We start from the raw sequence: 15,476 nt of genomic DNA, 5'->3' as shown, positions 1-15,476 counted from the left end.
CCGGGCAACCACAACGTGAGGGACTATCCCGGAGTGACCGGTGTCAGACCCCGATCTTGCGCCACGGCCCCCAGATGGCGAACGTCATGCCGGCGCTGGCCTGGATGTTCACGAAGAGGGTGTGGCCGCCGGGCGAGAAGGTCGACCCTGCGAACTCGTCGGCGTACCGCTGTCGGTACTCACCGGTGACCGGGTCCGTGCTGACCTGGCTCACCAGCCGGTTCAGGGCGATGTCCCACAGCTGTCCGCCTCGCGAGAGCCCGCGGATGTAGTTGTCCACGGCGCTGTCCTCGCACACCACCAGCGTGCCGCGCTTGCTGGTGGTGATGTTGTCGGGGAAATCGAACCTGAGGTTGGCCTCCGTGTCGTCCACCGGTGCCTGGTAGACGACCTGCAGCGTCTTCGACCGGCAGTGGTAGGCCCAGACCTGACCGTTGCCCTTGCCGAAGCCGCTGGCGTTGTCGTCGTCGTCGTCCGCGGCGCCCCAGTCCTGCTCGGCCGGACCACCGCCCTGGGTGGAGGTGAAGTAGACGACGTGGTCCTCGTAGACCTGGCCCTCGAGCCGGGAGAACAGCGCAGCACCCTGCGCCCGGCCCTGGTCGCCGACCTTGACCAGCGCCTGGTCGTTGGTGGTGCCGGCCGGCATCGTCGGGTCCGGGTCGTCGATGTCGACCCACTCGACCTTGTACGTCGCGCGCCGCTGCTGCCGTGCCTCCAGGTGGGCGAGTGGACGACCCTTGACCGCGAGCATCTGCAGTCGCCCCTCGTTGTCGAGGAATCCGGTATCCATCGGGTGGTGCTTGGGGATGTAGCGGTAGAAGCCGGAGGGGAACTCGAAGTTGTCCTCGGTCAGGTAGAGGATGCCGTCGACCGGGTCGAACGACACGGCCTCGTGAGGGAAGCGCCCGGCGCGCGTGATCGGCTGGCGGTTACTCTGGCCGTCCGCCGGCACCTCGAAGATGTAGCCGTGCTTCTCCTCCAGGTGGGTGTTGGGCACACCCTGGAAGTCCGGGCCGACGTCGGGACCGTTGATCGTCTCCTCGCAGGTGATCCACGAGCCCCAGGGCATGACACCCCCGCTGCAGTTGAACATGGTGCCGTTGAGGCTGGTGTAGGAGTCGACGACCTCGCCGTACTTGGTGACCTCGACGGTCGTGCAGCCCGCACCGGCGTTCGCGTCGTACGGAGCACCCGGTCCGAACGCGGTGGCGGTTGCGGAGTTGGTGATCTCGTGGTTGCGGACCAGGCGGATGTTGCCGTGAGGGCCGGGGAACGCACCCATGCCGTCGTGCCGTCCGGGAAGCAGGGTGCCGTCGCCGAGGGTCACCGGCAGCTCCGTGTCGTGGAAGGAGCGGTAGGAGAAGCCCCGGGGCAGGTGCAGCCGGACTTGGCCGTCACGGCGGTCGAGCGCCGGCACCAGGTCAAACCGAGGGTGGTGTCCCGGCTTGGCCGACGCCGACTCGGCGAGCAGCCCCTGGAAGGGGCCTCCGGTGAGCGCGGCGCCTGCCGCCGCGGCCCCTGTCTTCAACACGCTGCGACGATCTAGTGCCATTTCCGACCTCCCGGGTCGAACGTGGCCGAGGTGGGCCTCGGCCCATCTCGACACGCTAGACCCGGCAGTCGGGGGTGCCAAGGGGAGATGCGACGAGCCCCCGACCTGACATCAGGTCGGGGGCTCGTCGCACTGGGGTGAGTAACGGGACTTGAACCCGCGACATCTGCGACCACAACGCAGCGCTCTACCAGCTGAGCTATACCCACCAAGCCGGTCCTGACGGACCGAGCAGAAAGTGTAGGGGACTCAGTCCGCGTTCGGGGAATCGGGCCGGTCGCCGGACGGTGCGTCGGCGGTCAGACCGGTGAGCGCGCCGCCGTGCTTGAGGGCGATCGCCCGGGCCGCATCGCTGTCCGGGCCGGGGGAGGGCACGAAGACGGCCTCGCGGTAGTAGCGCAGCTCCTCGATGCTCTCCTGGATGTCGGCCAGCGCCCGGTGGTTGCCGCGCTTGGCCGGCGCCTGGAAGTACGCCCGCGGGAACCAGCGCCGCGACAGCTCCTTGATGGAGGACACGTCGACGATCCGGTAGTGCAGGAAGGACTCCAGGTTCGGCATGTCGCGGGCGAGGAACGCCCGGTCGGTGGCGACGGTGTTGCCCGCCAGCGGCGGCCGGCTGCCGTCGGGGCAGTGCTCCTTGATGTAGGCGAGCACCCGCTCCTCGGCCTCCTCGAGCGTGATGCCGGCGTCGAGCTCCCGGCTCAGGCCGGACTTCTCGTGCATGTCCCGGACGAAGTCGTTCATCTGGTCGAGTGCCTCGGCCGGGGGCTTGATGATGAGGTCGATGCCCTCACCGAGCACGTTCAGGTCGAAATCGGTGACCAGGGCCGCGACCTCGATGAGCGCGTCGGCGCCGAGATCCAGGCCGGTCATCTCGCAGTCGATCCAGACCAGTCGTTCGTTCACACCCGCAACCTTAGTCCCAGCGATTCGGGACCTTCGCCGCTCAGCCCCCACTCAGGGTCGGGCCCTAGGCTCGGGCGCGTGAGGGAATGGGTCGGCCTGCTCGCGCGCGTGGTCGTGGGCGGCGTGTGGATCGTGGCCGGCGCGCTCAAGCTGCCCGATCCCGCCCAGAGCGTGAACGCCGTCCGCGCCTACCAGCTCCTCCCGGGCGAGCTGGTCCAGCCGGTCGGCCAGCTGCTCCCGGTCCTCGAGATCGTGATCGGGCTCTGTCTGGTCCTCGGGCTGCTGACCCGCTGGATGGCCGCGGCGTCCGCCGTGCTGTTCGTGCTGTTCATCATCGGCATCGCGTCCGCGTGGGCGCGCGGCATCACGATCGACTGCGGCTGCTTCGGTGGTGGTGGCTACGACCCGGACGCCGCGGACAAGTACCCGTGGGAGATCGCCCGGGACGCCGCGCTGCTGCTCGCCTCCCTCTTTCTGGTCTGGAAGCCGTCCACGAGACTGGCGCTGGACTCGCTGCTGTTCCGCCGTACTCCCGAGCCCCAAGGAACGTGATGTCGAAGAAGAACCGCGAAGCCGACCGAGCCAGCCGCGCCGCCGCGGCGCTGGCCGAGCAGCAGCGTGAGGAGCGCCGCCGCCGCAACCGCATGGTGGGCGGCGTCATCGCCGTGCTGCTCGTGATCGTGGTCGGCGGGTTCTTCCTGGCCCGCGCGCTCGACACGACCACCGACGTCGACGCGCCGGCCGCGGGCAGCGAGTTCGGGCTGACGATCGGGCCGGACGACGCCCCGCACTCGGTGATCATCTACGAGGACTTCCTGTGCCCCTACTGCGGTCAGTTCGAGCTGGCGAGCAGCGAGGACCTGGCCGGGCTGGCCGCGGACGGCAAGGTGCAGGTCGAGTACCGCCCGTTCAACCTGCTGTCGTCGATCGGCGACTACTCCGAGCGCTCCGCGGGCGCGTGGAAGATCGTGCTCGACGAGTCCGGCCCGGAGGTCGCGAAGGAGTTCCACGACCTGATGTTCGAGAACCAGCCGTCGGAGCAGGGCCCGTTCCCCACGAACGACGACCTGGTCGACTGGGCGGTCGAGGCCGGGGCCGACGAGGGCGACGTCGGGGACAAGATCCGCGAGGGGGCCGCCGCGGACTGGGTGGCCGACGCGACCCAGGCGGCGTTCGACGCCGGAGTCCAGGGCACGCCCACGATCCTGCTGGACGGCGAGGTCTTCCAGGACGGTCGTACGGCGGAGGAGATGGCGGAGAACCTCGTCGAGCAGCTGCAGTGACAGACTGCGGCGCGTGAGCTCTCCGCGATCCCTGAAGGACTTCATCGCCCACCTGCCCAAGGCCGAGCTGCACGTCCACCACGTCGGCTCGGCGTCGCCCCGGATCGTCTCCGAGCTGGCCGAGCGCCATCCCGGGACGGTTCCGAGCGACGAGGATGCGCTGAGGACGTTCTTCGAGTTCCGCGACTTCGCGCACTTCATCGAGGTCTACCTCGCGGTCGTCGACCTGGTCCGGACGCCGGAGGACATCCGCTACCTCACCTACGAGATCGGCCGGGAGATGGCGACCCAGCAGGGCCTGCGCTACGCCGAGCTCACGTGCACGCCGTACACCTCGGTGCTGCCGCACGACGAGGGGCGAGGGATGTCGATCCAGGCCTACACCGAGGCGATCGAGGACGCCCGGGTCGCCGCCGAGCGCGACTTCGGGCTGGTGCTGCGCTGGATCTACGACGTCCCGGGGGAGTCCGGGGTGCCGGCGGCGGACGCGACCGTGGACTTCGCGCTCAACCACCGCCCCGAGGGGCTGGTGGCGTTCGGCCTCGGAGGCCCGGAGATCGGCGTGCCGCGCCAGCAGTTCCAGCCGCACTTCGACGCGGCCCGTGCGGCCGGGCTGCACAGCGTCCCGCACGCCGGTGAGACCACCGGGCCGGAGACGATCTGGCACGCGCTGCGCCTCCTGGGCGCCGAGCGGATCGGGCACGGCACGTCGGCGGCCCAGGACCCCGAGCTGCTCGCGCACCTCGCCGAGACCGGCGTGCCGCTCGAGGTGTGCCCGTCGTCGAACATCGCCACCCGCGCGGTCGCGACGCTCGAGGAGCACCCGATCCGGGCGTTCCGCGACGCCGGCGTGACGATCACCGTCAACTCCGACGACCCGCCGATGTTCGGCACCACGCTGAACCGGGAGTACGAGATCGCCGCCGAGCTGCTCGGCCTCGACGAGGCGGGCGTCGCGGAGCTGGCACGGACCGGCGTCCGCGCGTCGTTCGCCGACGAGGCGGTCAAGACCCGGATCCTCGGCGAGATCGACGAGTACGTCGGCCGTCCGGAAAGCGGCTGAGAAAAGTAATCGGCCCCGCGAGCTCATACCAAGCGGGGCCAGTTCCTTTGTATCCCGTACCGGGCTGGTTCAGTCGCATTGGCGCGCGTGTCGACCGAGTCACATTCGGGTAGAACTGTGCCCATGCCCCCGATCAGCGTGGCGGTCGTGAACGACTACGAGATCGTCGTCGCCGGCGTCGCGGCGATGCTCGCGCCCCACCAGGACCGCATCCGTGTCGTCGAGCTCGACTCCGGCCTGCCGGTCGTCAGCGACGTCGACGTCGTCCTCTACGACACCTTCGGACAGGTGCAGGGTGACGCGGTCGACCTGGAGGACCTCGTGGCGGGCCGGGGCCACCGGGTCGTGATCTTCAGCTGGAACACCCAGCCCGACCTGGTCGAGCGGGCCATCGCCCGCGGTGCGGCCAGCTACCTCTCCAAGGGGCTCAGCGGCTCGGAGATCGCGGATGCGCTGGAGGCGATCCACAGCGGCGAGACCATCACCCCGCCGGAGTCGGCCGGGGTGGCCGACGGTGTCGCGAACGGCGAGTGGCCCGGCCGCGAGCACGGCCTCACGGCGCGCGAGGCCGAGGTGCTGGCGCTCATCGTGCAGGGCCTGAGCAACCAGGAGATCGCCCAGCAGACGTACCTGTCGATCAACTCGGTGAAGACCTACATCCGCACCGGCTACCGCAAGATCGGCGTCGCCCGGCGCTCCCAGGCCGTCGCCTGGGGCCTGCGGCACGGGTTCGAGCCGGACCGGATGCGCAGCATCGACACCACCGTCCCGCGGTAATACGCCCTCCATCCGGTGGGTACTCGGCCGGTATGGGAGACACGGGAGACCTGGAGCGCACCAAGCAGCCGGTCGAGGAGGAGGAGCCGACCCCGGCCGACGTCGACATGGACCCCGAGGACCATGTGAACCGGCCGGACCAGCCGGACTTCGACCCCGAGGAGCGCGAGCAGTACGAGGAGCCGATCGCGGAGGCGATCATCCCCGAGGACCGCTGACGCGCGCCCCCCGGCAGGATTCGGGTCGTCGGCCGTCGGGTCGTGTGCCTGAGGCCGCGGCATAGCGCGTTGTCAGGCACACGACCCATCTGCGTGGAGCGGGTGCCCAAGGTCGTGGTGGGTCGACTGTGTTGCCGACCTCAGCACGTCAGCGCGGCCGAGCGTGGCGCCCCCGGCAGGATTCGAACCTGCGACCGTCGGATTAGAAGGCCGATGCTCTATCCAGCTGAGCTACGGAGGCCGAGGGCCCAAGGCCCGGGGCAAGTATGTCGGACGCGCTCGCTCGTTCGTCAGCGCCCGGCGATGCCGTCGCGAACCTGCTCCGGCCACGCAGGGCGGTCCCTGATGTGTGGCGCGACCGAGCGAGATCGTCCGAACCGGGTGATCTCGGGAGCAGTCGCGCGTCCCTAGCCTCGGGCCATGAGCCAACACAACGCGAGCCCTCGGGAGATGATGTGGGCGGACGGCGGGACGATCTTCGCCGCCGTGATGCTGACGACCGTCGGCGTCTTCCAGGCACTGGAGGGCATCTCGGCGATCGCCAAGGACGACGTGTTCGAGAGTGCGGCGAACTACGTCTTCGACATCGACCTGTCCGCGTGGGGCTGGGTGCACCTGCTCCTCGGCGTGCTCGCCGTGGTGATCGGCGTCAGCATCCTCTACGGCCAGGGCTGGGCGATGATCGCGGGCATCGTGATCGCGATGGTCTCGGCGCTGGCGAACTTCATGTTCCTGCCGTACTACCCGCTGTGGGCCCTGGTCGTGATCGCCTTCGACCTGTTCGTGATCTGGGCGCTCAGCACCGTCTACGGCCAGCGCGCCCGCGGCGCCTAGTCCGGGTCCGAGGTCGCGCCGCCGGCGAGGCTGTACGGCAGGGCGAGCAGCAGGCTGCCCACGACGACGCCCATCGCCCCGGCGACGACGAAGGCCATCGTGCGGTCGACGACCACGTCGAACGTGAAGAAGATGATGCCGACGATGATGGTCGCCAGCGTCGCGAGCGCGGTGGCCATCAGCCGGTGCACCGACGTCACCACGCGCTCCTTCACGTGGGTGCCGGTCAGCTTGCGGTGGATCGCGACCGGGGTCAGCAGCAGCGCGGTCGTCAGGCCGGCGCCCACGACCAGCGCGAGGTAGACGGTGCGCTGGAACTGGTCGAGGTCCTCGAACGGCTCCTGGAACGGCAGCGTCAGGAGGAACCCCGCCGTCAGCTGGGCCCCGGTCTGCATGATCCGGAGCTCCTGCAGCATGTCCTGGAACTTGCGGTCCAGGCGTTCCTCGTCGGTCTCGTCGCGATCGTCTCCCACGCGGGGGAGTTACCCAGATCGAGGCGGCGGCAACCTAGCGGCGGTGCTCCGCCATCCACGCCTCGACCTCGGCCGACGTCCGGGGCAGCGCGGCGGAGAGGTTCCGGTAGCCGTCGGCGGTGACCAGGATGTCGTCCTCGATCCGGATGCCGATGCCGCGCAGCTCCTCGGGGACAAGCAGGTCGTCCTCCTGGAAGTACAGACCCGGCTCGACGGTGAGCACCATGCCCTCGGCGAGCGTGCCCTCGGCGTAGGTGTCCGGCGCGGCGCGGCCGCAGTCGTGCACGTCCATGCCGAGCATGTGGCTGGTGCCGTGCAGCGTCCAGCGGGCGTAGACCCGGCTCTCCGGGTCGAGCGCCTCCGCGGCCGAGACCGGCAGCAGCTTCAGGTCCTCGAGGCCGTGCGCGAGCACGTGCATCGCGGCGTTGTGGGCGACCTTGAACGGCTCGCCCGGGCGCACCGCCTCGATGCCCGCCTGCTGGGCGGCGTACACGAGGTCGTAGAGCTCGCGCTGGAGGGCGGTGAACGTGCCGTCCACCGGCAGCGTGCGGGTGACGTCGGCCGTGTAGAGCGAGCGGTTCTCGACGCCCATGTCGAGCAGCACCAGCGAGCCGGGCGTGATCGCCCCGGTGTTCTCGATCCAGTGCAGCGTGGTCGCGTGCGAGCCGCCACCGACGATCGAGTCGTAGCCGATGTCGTTGCCCATCGCCCGGGCGCGGCGGAAGAAGGTGCCCTCGATCCAGCGCTCGCCGTACTTCAGGGCCTGGTCCCACTCGCGGACCGAGTCCTCGAAGCCGAGGGTGGTGATGTCGCACGCCTCCTGCAGCTGGGCGACCTCCCAGTCGTCCTTGATGAGGCGCAGCTCGTCGGCGACACGGGCGAGGTCGTCGTCGGTGGTGATGTCGCGGGTCTTGCGGTCGTCGTCGAACGACGGGAGGTCCTCGATGTGGCGCACCTCGATGCCGAGGGAGTCGGAGATCTCCTTCAGCGAGGGGCGCCGGCCGACCCAGAGCTCGCCGTACTGGCGGTCGCGGAAGAACTCGTCGGTGTCGCGCGAGGAGCGGGGGCGCGCGTAGAGCACGGACTCGCCGTCGTCGACGACCAGGACGGCGTCGCTGGTCTGGTTGCCGGAGAAGTAGGTGTGCGCGGTGTCGGGGCGGAACCGGTAGTCGGTGTCGTTGGCCCGGACCTTGAACGTGCCGGCGGGCAGCACCAGCCGCTCGCCGGGGAACGCCTCGGCGAGCCTCGCGCGCCGCTCGGCCGCCGGACCGGCGACGGGCTCCACGGCGAGGTCGAGCTCGCGATCGCCCCAACCCTGACGCATGAACGCGGCGTACGCGGCGGGGACGGCGGGGTCGTGCGACTCGGTCTTCGGTGCTGCCGGCTGGCTCTCGTTCTGCTCGCTCACGCGGCCACTGTACGCCGCTGTCGCGGCCGCACCGGAATGCCCGGATAGGCTGCCTTCCATGCCCAGGACCGGTCGTGCGTTCACGGTCGTCGTCACGGTTCTGACCTGTCTCGGGGCGCTCGCGATCCTCGCGCTGCTCGCCGTCTCCGGGGCGCCGGGCAGCCTGGCGCTCGCCACCGTCCTCGCGGTGCTGCCCGTCGGTCCGCTCGTCGCGTGCTACGTCTGGCTCGACCGCTACGAGCCCGAGCCGCGCACGTTGCTGGCCGCCGGACTGCTGTGGGGGAGCTTCGTGGCGACCGCCGCCGCCATCGTGATCGCCGGGGTCGGCGGCCTGGTGCTCGGGCTCGGGGACGACGCGAGCCTGGTCCTGGAGGCGCCGATCGTGGAGGAGGCGTGCAAGGGCCTGTTCCTCGTGCTGCTGCTCTGGTGGCGGCGCGCGGAGCTCGACGGCGTGCTCGACGGCATCGTCTACGCCGGGATGGTCGGCATCGGCTTCGCCTTCACCGAGAACGTGCTCTACCTGCTCGCGGCGTACAACGGGACCGACGGCACCGGCCCCGGCGGCACCGAGGCGCTGACGACGACCTTCGTCGTGCGCTGCCTGTTCAGCCCGTTCGCGCACCCCCTCTTCACGGCGTTCACCGGCATCGGGGTCGGGCTGGCCGTGAGCTCGCGCAGCAGCACCGCACGATGGCTCTGGCCGATCGGTGGGTACGTCGTGGCTGTGACCGCCCACGCGATCTGGAACACGTCGACGGCGTACGGCTTCGACAGCTTCCTGCTGACCTATCTCGTGCTGATGGCACCCGCCTTCGTCGGGCTCGTCGGTCTCGCGGTCTGGGCGCGCAGCTCCGAGCGCCGGATGCTGGCCTCCGCGCTCACCGACGCCGCCAACCGGGGGCTGGTGCCGGCGACCGACATCGGCTGGGTCGTCGACCTGCGCGGCCGCCGGCAGAGCCGCGCCTACGCCCGGGCGAGGGGCGGTCGCGAGGCCGAGCGCGCCATGCGGGACTATCAGCAGGCGGCCGTGGAGCTCGGGTTCCTCCACTACCGTTTCCTGCGCGGCACTCCGCCGCCCGACTACGCCGCGCGCGGACAACAGTTCCTCCAGAGGATCGACGACCTTCGGCCGTCGATCGCTTTCCCCGGACAGGTGGTACCCACGCGATGACCGTCTCCAGCGACCAGAACACGCGGATGCTGACCGCGCTGGTGCGGCTCCGTGGTGCGCTGCAGGAGGCCCGGCTGCCGCTGGACGTCGCCGGGGTCGAGCAGCACCGCGTCGAGCTCGAGCAGATGATCGACCAGCTCGAGGACTACGTCATCCCGCGCCAGATGAGCGTCGAGGCCCCGCTGCTCGTCGTGGTCGGCGGCTCGACCGGCGCCGGCAAGTCCACGCTGGTGAACTCGCTCGTCGGCCGCCGGGTCACCACGTCCGGCGTCCTGCGGCCCACGACCCGGTCGCCCGTCCTCGTGCACCACCCCGACGACGCCCACTGGTTCGGCCAGGACCGGCTGCTGCCGGACCTGGTCCGCATCGACCACGTCACCGACGACCACGGCTCGCTCCAGCTGGTCGCCTCCGACACCGTCCCGGCCGGCCTCGCGATCCTGGACGCCCCCGACATCGACTCCGTCGAGGAGCACAACCGCACCCTCGCCGGGCAGCTGCTCGCGACGGCCGACCTGTGGTTGTTCGTCACCTCGGCCGCCCGGTACTCCGACCAGGTCCCCTGGGAGCACCTCAAGCGCGCGGCCGAGCGCTCGACCGCGGTCGCCGTCGTGCTCGACCGGACGGCGGCCGACGCGGTGCCGACGGTCGCGGCCCACCTGGCGCGGATGCTCGCCAGCCGCGGCCTCAAGGACTCGCCGCTGTTCACCGTCGCCGAGGCGACCCTGGACGAAGAGGGTCTGCTGCCCGCCGCCGAGGTCGCCGAGATCCGCAGCTGGCTGGTCTCGCTGGCGTCCGACTCCGGGGCGCGCGGGGCGGTGGTCCGGCAGACGCTGGACGGCACCATCCGCACGCTCGCGCGGCGTACCCACGTGCTCGCGGACGCGTTCCAGGAGCAGGTGTCGGCCGCCGAGCAGCTGCGCGCCGCGGCCACGTCGGCGTACGACGACGCCGCCGCCGAGCTCGCCGCCCAGACCGGTGACGGCACGCTGCTGCGCGGCGAGCTGCTCGCCCGCTGGCAGGAGCTGATCGGCACCGGCGAGCTGCTGCGCTCGCTCGACCGCCCCGTCGGCCGCCTGCGCGGTCGCGTCGTGAGCGCGGTCAAGGGCGCCCCGCAGCAGGCCGACCGGGTCACCCTCGCGGTCGAGTCGGCGCTGGAGAACCTCGTGCTCGACCACGCCGAGCTCGCAGCGGCGCGGACCCGCGCCGCGTGGGAGGAGAGCGATGCCGGCCGCGCGCTGGTCGCCGGCGAGCCGACGTTCGGCCGGGCCGGAGCGGACCTGCGCCGCCGCGCCGAGGCCGAGGTCCGCGCCTGGCAGGACGAGCTGCACGGGCTGATCCGCGCCGAGGGCGCCGATCACGCGGGCAAGTTCCTCGCGCACGGCGTGCCCGCGCTCGGCGTGGCGCTGTCGGTGCTGGTGTTCGCGCGCCGCGCCCAGGCCCTCCACGACGCCGACCTCGGGCGCACGCTGCTCGATGCGGTGCTCGGCCCCGAGACGGTCGCCGGTCTCGTCGAGCGGGCCGGCGCCTCACTGGAGCGCCGGATGGCCGAGCTGATCGAGCGAGAGCGCGGGCGCCGCCTCGAGATCCTCGACGGGCTGGACCTGCCGGAGGCCGTCGCCGAGCAGCTCCGGGCCGCGTCCCGCCGCGTGGACGACCGGCGCTTCGAGCAGACCATGGGCCGTGCCGACGACACCGACAGGGACACCCCCTAGGGTGGGAGCAGAACTGTTCGCCGATGCCGTCCTGCGGACGGGTCGAGGGAGAAGATGACGTCCTTGCTCGAGGGGGCCAAGAGGCTGGTCACCCGTGGCACCGACATCGGTGCCCGGATCGAGGGGCTCGACGCCGCCGCGCACGCTGCCCGGGGCCGCCTCGACGACGCGCTCGTCGACGACGCGGTCGCGGTCGTCGACCGCGCCACCGGCCGGCTGCGGCTGTCCGCCACCCACACGGTGGTCGCGATCGCCGGCGCGACCGGCTCGGGTAAGTCCTCCACGTTCAACGCGCTCACCGGGCTCGAGCTGTCGGCCGTCGGCGTCCGCCGCCCGACCACGTCGTGGGCCTCCGCGTGCGTGTGGGGCCGTGACGGTGCCGACGAGCTGCTCGAGTGGCTCGGCATCCCGCCGCGGCACCAGACCACGCGCGACTCCATGCTCGACAGCGGTCGCCGCGACGCCCAGTCCGAGCTCGACGGCGTCGTGCTGCTCGACCTGCCCGACCACGACTCCACCGAGGTCGCCCACCACCTCGAGGTGGACCGGCTCGTCGATCTGGCCGACGTGCTGGTGTGGGTCCTCGACCCGCAGAAGTACGCCGACGCCGCGATCCACGACCGCTACCTCGCGCCCTCGGTCGACCACCAGGACGTGCTGGTCGTGGCGCTCAACCACATCGACACCGTGCCTCCGGAGCGCCGTCAGTCGATGCTCGACGACGTACGCCGGCTGCTGGACGCCGACGGCCTCGATCGCGTCCCGGTGCTCCCGATCAGCGCCCGCGAGGGCGTCGGCATCCCCGAGCTGCGCGCCGAGATCGCGCGCCGGGCGGCCGAGAAGCAGTCCACCCGGCTCCGCCTCGACGCCGACATCCGCTCGGCCGCCTCGCGCCTCGAGGCGGCGTCCGGCGACGCACCGACACGGGTGCTCCCGGCCGAGCGGGTCGCGGCTCTCGACGACGCGTTCGCCGACGCGGCCGGCGTCCCGATCGTCGTCGACGCGGTCGAGCGGTCGACGCGGATGCGGGTCGGCCGGGCCACCGGCTGGCCGGTCGTCGGCTGGCTCTCGAGGATGAAGTCCGACCCGGTCAAGGCGCTCGAGCTCGACCTCGGCGACGACAGCCGGGAGTTCGCCGGCCGTGGCCCCACGCTCCCGCAGGCCACCCAGGTGCAGCGCGCCCGGGTGGACGGCGAGGTGCGCGCGCTCGCCGACGACGTCTCCGCGGGCCTGGCGCAGCCCTGGGTCGAGGCGGTCCGCCGCGCGTCGACCGCCCGGCTCGATGAGCTGGGTGACCGGCTGGACGCGGCGCTGGCCGCCGCCCAGATCAAGGCCGGCCGCACCCCGTGGTGGGCGCACCTCGTCCGCATCCTGCAGTGGCTGCTGCTCGCCGCAGCGGTCGGCGGCCTCGTGTGGACCGGGGTGCTCGCCGCCACCGGCAAGCTCCAGGACTCCGACACGCCCCAGTTCGGCGGCATCGCGCTGGCGCTGGTGCTGCTGGTGGGCGGCCTCGTCCTCGGCATCGCGATCGGGCTGGTGTGTCGCCTGGCGGTGGCGGGAGTGGCCAGCGACCGCGCCGAGGAGGCCGATCAGCGGCTGCGCGAGGCGGTCCGCGAGGTCTCGCACGAGCTGGTCGTCGACCCGGTCGAGGTGGAGCTGGCGGCGTACACGAGCGTCCGCACGGCGCTCGGCAAGGCGCTCAGCGCCTAGTTTCACCCTTTCGGTCCCATGGTCTCCCCGGACCGTGTTCAGGTTCTTCGCGCACCGGCCGATCGAGCCATCAGCGTCGTAGACCTGATCCCGCGAAGGAAGCCACATGACTACTGCCCACGAAGCCACGCCGACGAACCCGGAGGCGGCTGCCTCCGGTCGGCCCGCCCGGTTCCGCCCGCTGCGCCGGTTCAACGACCTCGGGGTGCGCCCCAAGGTCCTCTCCGCCGTCGCGGTCGGCGCGGTCGTGTCCGTGACCATCGGCGTGATGGGCCTGGTCTCACTCAGCAAGTCGGCCGACCAGGCGGACCTGCTCTACTCGTCGAACGTCAAGGGCGTCGACGCGCTCGGTGACCTCCAGGTGGCGGTCGGGGACATGCGGATCCAGGCGCGCAGCGCCGCCCTCGCGCCGACCCCCGAGGAGCGGGCCGACGCGGCGCAGAAGGTCGCGGAGGGCCACGCCGCCGCGGTCGAGCTCATGGACACCTACACCGCCACCGGCATCTCGTCCGAGCAGGCCAGCCGCCTGGCCGACCTGAAGGTGAACGTCGACGGCTACCTCCAGATCCAGCAGGACGTGCTGATCCCCCTGGCCGACAAGGAGGAGACCGACCTCTGGTGGGAGGCGAACAGCGAGCAGGCCCGGCCGTTCACCGACGCCATGAGCGAGGACTTCGACTGGCTGACCTCCAAGGAGGCGGAGATCGCCGCCGACGCTGCGGCCTCGGTCAAGAGCAGCTACGAGTCCAACCGGCTCATCGCGATCCTGCTCCTGGTCATCGGCACCCTCGTGTCGGTCGCCCTCGGCTGGTTCGTGGCCACCGCGCTGGCCCGCCGGATCGCGAAGGTGCAGTCGGTCGCCGAGTCCCTCGCCGACGGCGACCTCACCCGCACCGCCGACCTCGACTCGCGCGACGAGGTGGGCCGCCTCGGCGACGCGCTCGACGCCGCCAGCTCGAAGTTGCGCACGCTGATCGGGTCCGTGATGGGCTCCTCGGACGCCGTCGCGGCCGCCTCGGAGGAGCTCGCGGCGTCCTCGCAGCAGATCGCCGCGGGTGCCGAGGAGACCTCGGTCCAGGCCGGTGTCGTCTCCGCGGCCGCGGAGGAGGTGTCGCGCAACGTGCAGACCGTCGCCGCCGGCGCGGAGGAGATGGGCGCGTCGATCCGCGAGATCGCCGGCTCGGCGAACGACGCCGCCCGGGTGGCCGCCCAGGCCGTGGGGATCGTCGAGACGACCAACGAGTCGGTCGGCAAGCTGGGCGCGAGCTCGCAGGAGATCGGCAACGTGGTCAAGGTGATCACCTCGATCGCCGAGCAGACCAACCTGCTGGCGCTGAACGCGACCATCGAGGCCGCGCGTGCCGGTGAGGCCGGCAAGGGCTTCGCGGTCGTGGCCAACGAGGTCAAGGAGCTCGCGCAGGAGACCGCCCGCGCGACCGAGGACATCGCCCGCCGCGTGGAGGCGATCCAGTCCGACACCACCGGCGCGGTGAGCGCGATCGGGGAGATCTCGACGATCATCTCCTCGATCAACGACTACCAGCTCACGATCGCCTCGGCGGTCGAGGAGCAGACCGCCACGACGAACGAGATGGCGCGCAACGTCGCCGAGGCCTCCACCGGCTCCGGTGAGATCGCGATGAACATCTCCGGTGTCGCCGGCGCGGCCGAGACCACCACGCAGGCGGTCACGCAGACGAACTCCGCCGTGGACGAGCTGTCCCGGATGGCTGCCGAGCTGCGGACCACGGTCTCGACGTTCCGGACCTGATCCCCAGGCTCCACCCCGAGCCGGTCTCCGTGCACAGCGTCGTTTCCGACGCGGTGTTCCACAGGCAGCCGGCGCCGACCGCAGGACTGTCGGCGCCGGCGCCGAGCCTCGATGCGTCCACTCGATCGAGGCAAGGAGACCTCTCATGAACGACACGACGATCACGCTGCAGGGCTGGCTCGGGAGCGACGTCGAGCTCCGGCGGGCCGGCGACGTCCCGGTCGCCAGCTTCCGGCTGGCCTGCACCCCGCGCCGGTTCAACCGGCGCACGGAGAACTGGTCCGACGGCGTCACCCAGTGGTACACCGTCAGCGCCTGGCGCGCGCTGGGCGAGAACGCCGCCACCTCGCTGCGCCGCGGTGACCCGGTGGTGGTCACCGGCCGACTCCACGTGCGCACCTACGTCAACAAGGAGGACGTCGAGGTCGTGGTCTTCGAGGTCGACGCCACCCACCTCGGTCACGACCTCAGCCGCGGCACCAGCGCGTTCACCCGCACGCCGAAGCAGGAGCAGGCGGGGCAGGAGCAGGCGGAGGCGGCGGCCTGAGCCGTCCCCCCGATACGACGCAAGCGCCCGCTGCCCCGTAGGCTCGGG

The 15,476-nt window shown here is 71.5% G+C and carries 15 protein-coding genes and 2 tRNA genes; 11 read left to right on the top strand and 6 right to left on the bottom strand.

Features of this window, described 5'->3' with window-relative positions; genetic code table 11:
• Nucleotides 1-43: 43 nt before the first annotated feature.
• The 3 genes from ABD875_RS11130 to orn form a co-directional block, all read right to left on the bottom strand.
• Nucleotides 44-1,531, bottom strand: coding sequence for a PhoX family protein (locus tag ABD875_RS11130; RefSeq protein ID WP_345176097.1), 1,488 nt, complete (start codon nt 1,529-1,531; stop codon nt 44-46).
• A 154-nt stretch (nt 1,532-1,685) separates the two neighbouring features.
• A tRNA-His gene (locus tag ABD875_RS11125) sits at nt 1,686-1,761 on the bottom strand.
• Nucleotides 1,762-1,801: 40 nt separating this feature from the next.
• Nucleotides 1,802-2,458 carry an oligoribonuclease gene (gene orn / locus ABD875_RS11120; RefSeq protein WP_345176094.1) on the bottom strand — a complete coding sequence of 219 codons (657 nt, stop codon included), beginning with the start codon at nt 2,456-2,458 and terminating at the stop codon, nt 1,802-1,804.
• Nucleotides 2,459-2,536: 78 nt separating this feature from the next.
• Between orn and ABD875_RS11115 the strand changes: the two genes are divergently transcribed.
• From ABD875_RS11115 to ABD875_RS11095, 5 genes are all read left to right on the top strand, one after another.
• On the top strand, nt 2,537-3,010 hold the full coding sequence (locus ABD875_RS11115; protein ID WP_345176090.1) for a MauE/DoxX family redox-associated membrane protein: 474 nt from the start codon (nt 2,537-2,539) through the stop codon (nt 3,008-3,010).
• Nucleotides 3,010-3,741: a DsbA family protein gene (locus ABD875_RS11110; RefSeq protein ID WP_345176085.1), complete on the top strand. Its 732-nt coding sequence runs from the start codon at nt 3,010-3,012 to the stop codon at nt 3,739-3,741. The genes ABD875_RS11115 and ABD875_RS11110 overlap by 1 nt, the downstream gene beginning before the upstream one ends.
• Nucleotides 3,742-3,754: 13 nt before the next feature.
• A complete protein-coding gene (locus tag ABD875_RS11105) occupies nt 3,755-4,804 on the top strand; it encodes an adenosine deaminase (protein ID WP_345176082.1) in 1,050 nt (349 codons plus the stop codon).
• A 123-nt stretch (nt 4,805-4,927) separates the two neighbouring features.
• On the top strand, nt 4,928-5,581 hold the full coding sequence (locus ABD875_RS11100) for a helix-turn-helix transcriptional regulator (RefSeq protein ID WP_345176078.1): 654 nt from the start codon (nt 4,928-4,930) through the stop codon (nt 5,579-5,581).
• A gap of 32 nt (nt 5,582-5,613) precedes the next feature.
• Entirely contained in the window at nt 5,614-5,799 is a 186-nt protein-coding gene (locus tag ABD875_RS11095; protein WP_345176075.1) for a hypothetical protein, read from the top strand.
• 164 nt (nt 5,800-5,963) lie between these two features.
• Here ABD875_RS11095 and ABD875_RS11090 read toward each other — a convergent pair.
• Nucleotides 5,964-6,040, bottom strand: a tRNA-Arg gene (locus tag ABD875_RS11090).
• 179 nt (nt 6,041-6,219) lie between these two features.
• On the opposite strand from ABD875_RS11090, the gene ABD875_RS11085 reads away from it, so the two are divergent.
• Nucleotides 6,220-6,633, top strand: a complete 414-nt coding sequence (locus ABD875_RS11085; RefSeq protein WP_345176074.1) for a DUF7144 family membrane protein — start codon at nt 6,220-6,222, stop codon at nt 6,631-6,633.
• On the opposite strand, the gene ABD875_RS11080 is transcribed toward ABD875_RS11085, so the two are convergent.
• Together ABD875_RS11080 and ABD875_RS11075 are read right to left on the bottom strand one after the other, a co-directional pair.
• Nucleotides 6,630-7,106 (bottom strand): DUF6328 family protein, encoded by a 477-nt coding sequence (locus ABD875_RS11080; RefSeq protein ID WP_345176072.1) that lies wholly within the window; start codon nt 7,104-7,106, stop codon nt 6,630-6,632. The two genes, ABD875_RS11085 and ABD875_RS11080, sit on opposite strands and share 4 nt — an antisense overlap.
• Nucleotides 7,107-7,140: 34 nt before the next feature.
• The gene (locus ABD875_RS11075) at nt 7,141-8,514 is read right to left on the bottom strand and encodes an aminopeptidase P family protein (RefSeq protein ID WP_345176070.1); all 1,374 of its coding nucleotides are present in this window, start codon (nt 8,512-8,514) and stop codon (nt 7,141-7,143) included.
• A gap of 58 nt (nt 8,515-8,572) precedes the next feature.
• On the opposite strand from ABD875_RS11075, the gene ABD875_RS11070 reads away from it, so the two are divergent.
• The 5 genes from ABD875_RS11070 to ABD875_RS11050 all read left to right on the top strand — a co-directional run bounded on the left by ABD875_RS11070 (nt 8,573) and on the right by ABD875_RS11050 (nt 15,428).
• Nucleotides 8,573-9,685, top strand: a complete 1,113-nt coding sequence (locus tag ABD875_RS11070) for a PrsW family intramembrane metalloprotease (RefSeq protein ID WP_345176065.1) — start codon at nt 8,573-8,575, stop codon at nt 9,683-9,685.
• Nucleotides 9,682-11,400, top strand: a complete 1,719-nt coding sequence (locus ABD875_RS11065) for a dynamin family protein (RefSeq protein ID WP_345176061.1) — start codon at nt 9,682-9,684, stop codon at nt 11,398-11,400. The genes ABD875_RS11070 and ABD875_RS11065 overlap by 4 nt, the downstream gene beginning before the upstream one ends.
• A gap of 54 nt (nt 11,401-11,454) precedes the next feature.
• Nucleotides 11,455-13,110 carry a GTPase gene (locus ABD875_RS11060; RefSeq protein WP_345176055.1) on the top strand — a complete coding sequence of 552 codons (1,656 nt, stop codon included), beginning with the start codon at nt 11,455-11,457 and terminating at the stop codon, nt 13,108-13,110.
• Between the two features lie 106 nt (nt 13,111-13,216).
• Complete coding sequence (locus tag ABD875_RS11055) at nt 13,217-14,881, top strand: methyl-accepting chemotaxis protein (RefSeq protein ID WP_345176051.1); 1,665 nt, start codon at nt 13,217-13,219, stop codon at nt 14,879-14,881.
• A 145-nt stretch (nt 14,882-15,026) separates the two neighbouring features.
• Nucleotides 15,027-15,428, top strand: a complete 402-nt coding sequence (locus ABD875_RS11050) for a single-stranded DNA-binding protein (protein ID WP_345176049.1) — start codon at nt 15,027-15,029, stop codon at nt 15,426-15,428.
• The last annotated feature ends 48 nt before the right edge of the window (nt 15,429-15,476 follow it).

The organism is Nocardioides caricicola, assembly GCF_039541135.1.
GTDB classification, from domain to species: domain Bacteria; phylum Actinomycetota; class Actinomycetes; order Propionibacteriales; family Nocardioidaceae; genus Nocardioides; species Nocardioides caricicola.
Note: the sequence above shows the minus strand (reverse complement) of the source record. Positions and strands in the feature narration are given on the sequence as shown.

Coding starts and splice junctions, on each gene's coding strand:
- ABD875_RS11055 (WP_345176051.1), top strand. CDS start 13,217: ATGACTACTGCCCACGAAGCCACGCCGACGAACCCGGAGGCGGCTGCC.
- ABD875_RS11070 (WP_345176065.1), top strand. CDS start 8,573: ATGCCCAGGACCGGTCGTGCGTTCACGGTCGTCGTCACGGTTCTGACC.
- ABD875_RS11095 (WP_345176075.1), top strand. CDS start 5,614: ATGGGAGACACGGGAGACCTGGAGCGCACCAAGCAGCCGGTCGAGGAG.
- ABD875_RS11050 (WP_345176049.1), top strand. CDS start 15,027: ATGAACGACACGACGATCACGCTGCAGGGCTGGCTCGGGAGCGACGTC.
- ABD875_RS11100 (WP_345176078.1), top strand. CDS start 4,928: ATGCCCCCGATCAGCGTGGCGGTCGTGAACGACTACGAGATCGTCGTC.
- ABD875_RS11065 (WP_345176061.1), top strand. CDS start 9,682: ATGACCGTCTCCAGCGACCAGAACACGCGGATGCTGACCGCGCTGGTG.
- ABD875_RS11085 (WP_345176074.1), top strand. CDS start 6,220: ATGAGCCAACACAACGCGAGCCCTCGGGAGATGATGTGGGCGGACGGC.
- ABD875_RS11110 (WP_345176085.1), top strand. CDS start 3,010: ATGTCGAAGAAGAACCGCGAAGCCGACCGAGCCAGCCGCGCCGCCGCG.
- ABD875_RS11060 (WP_345176055.1), top strand. CDS start 11,455: ATGACGTCCTTGCTCGAGGGGGCCAAGAGGCTGGTCACCCGTGGCACC.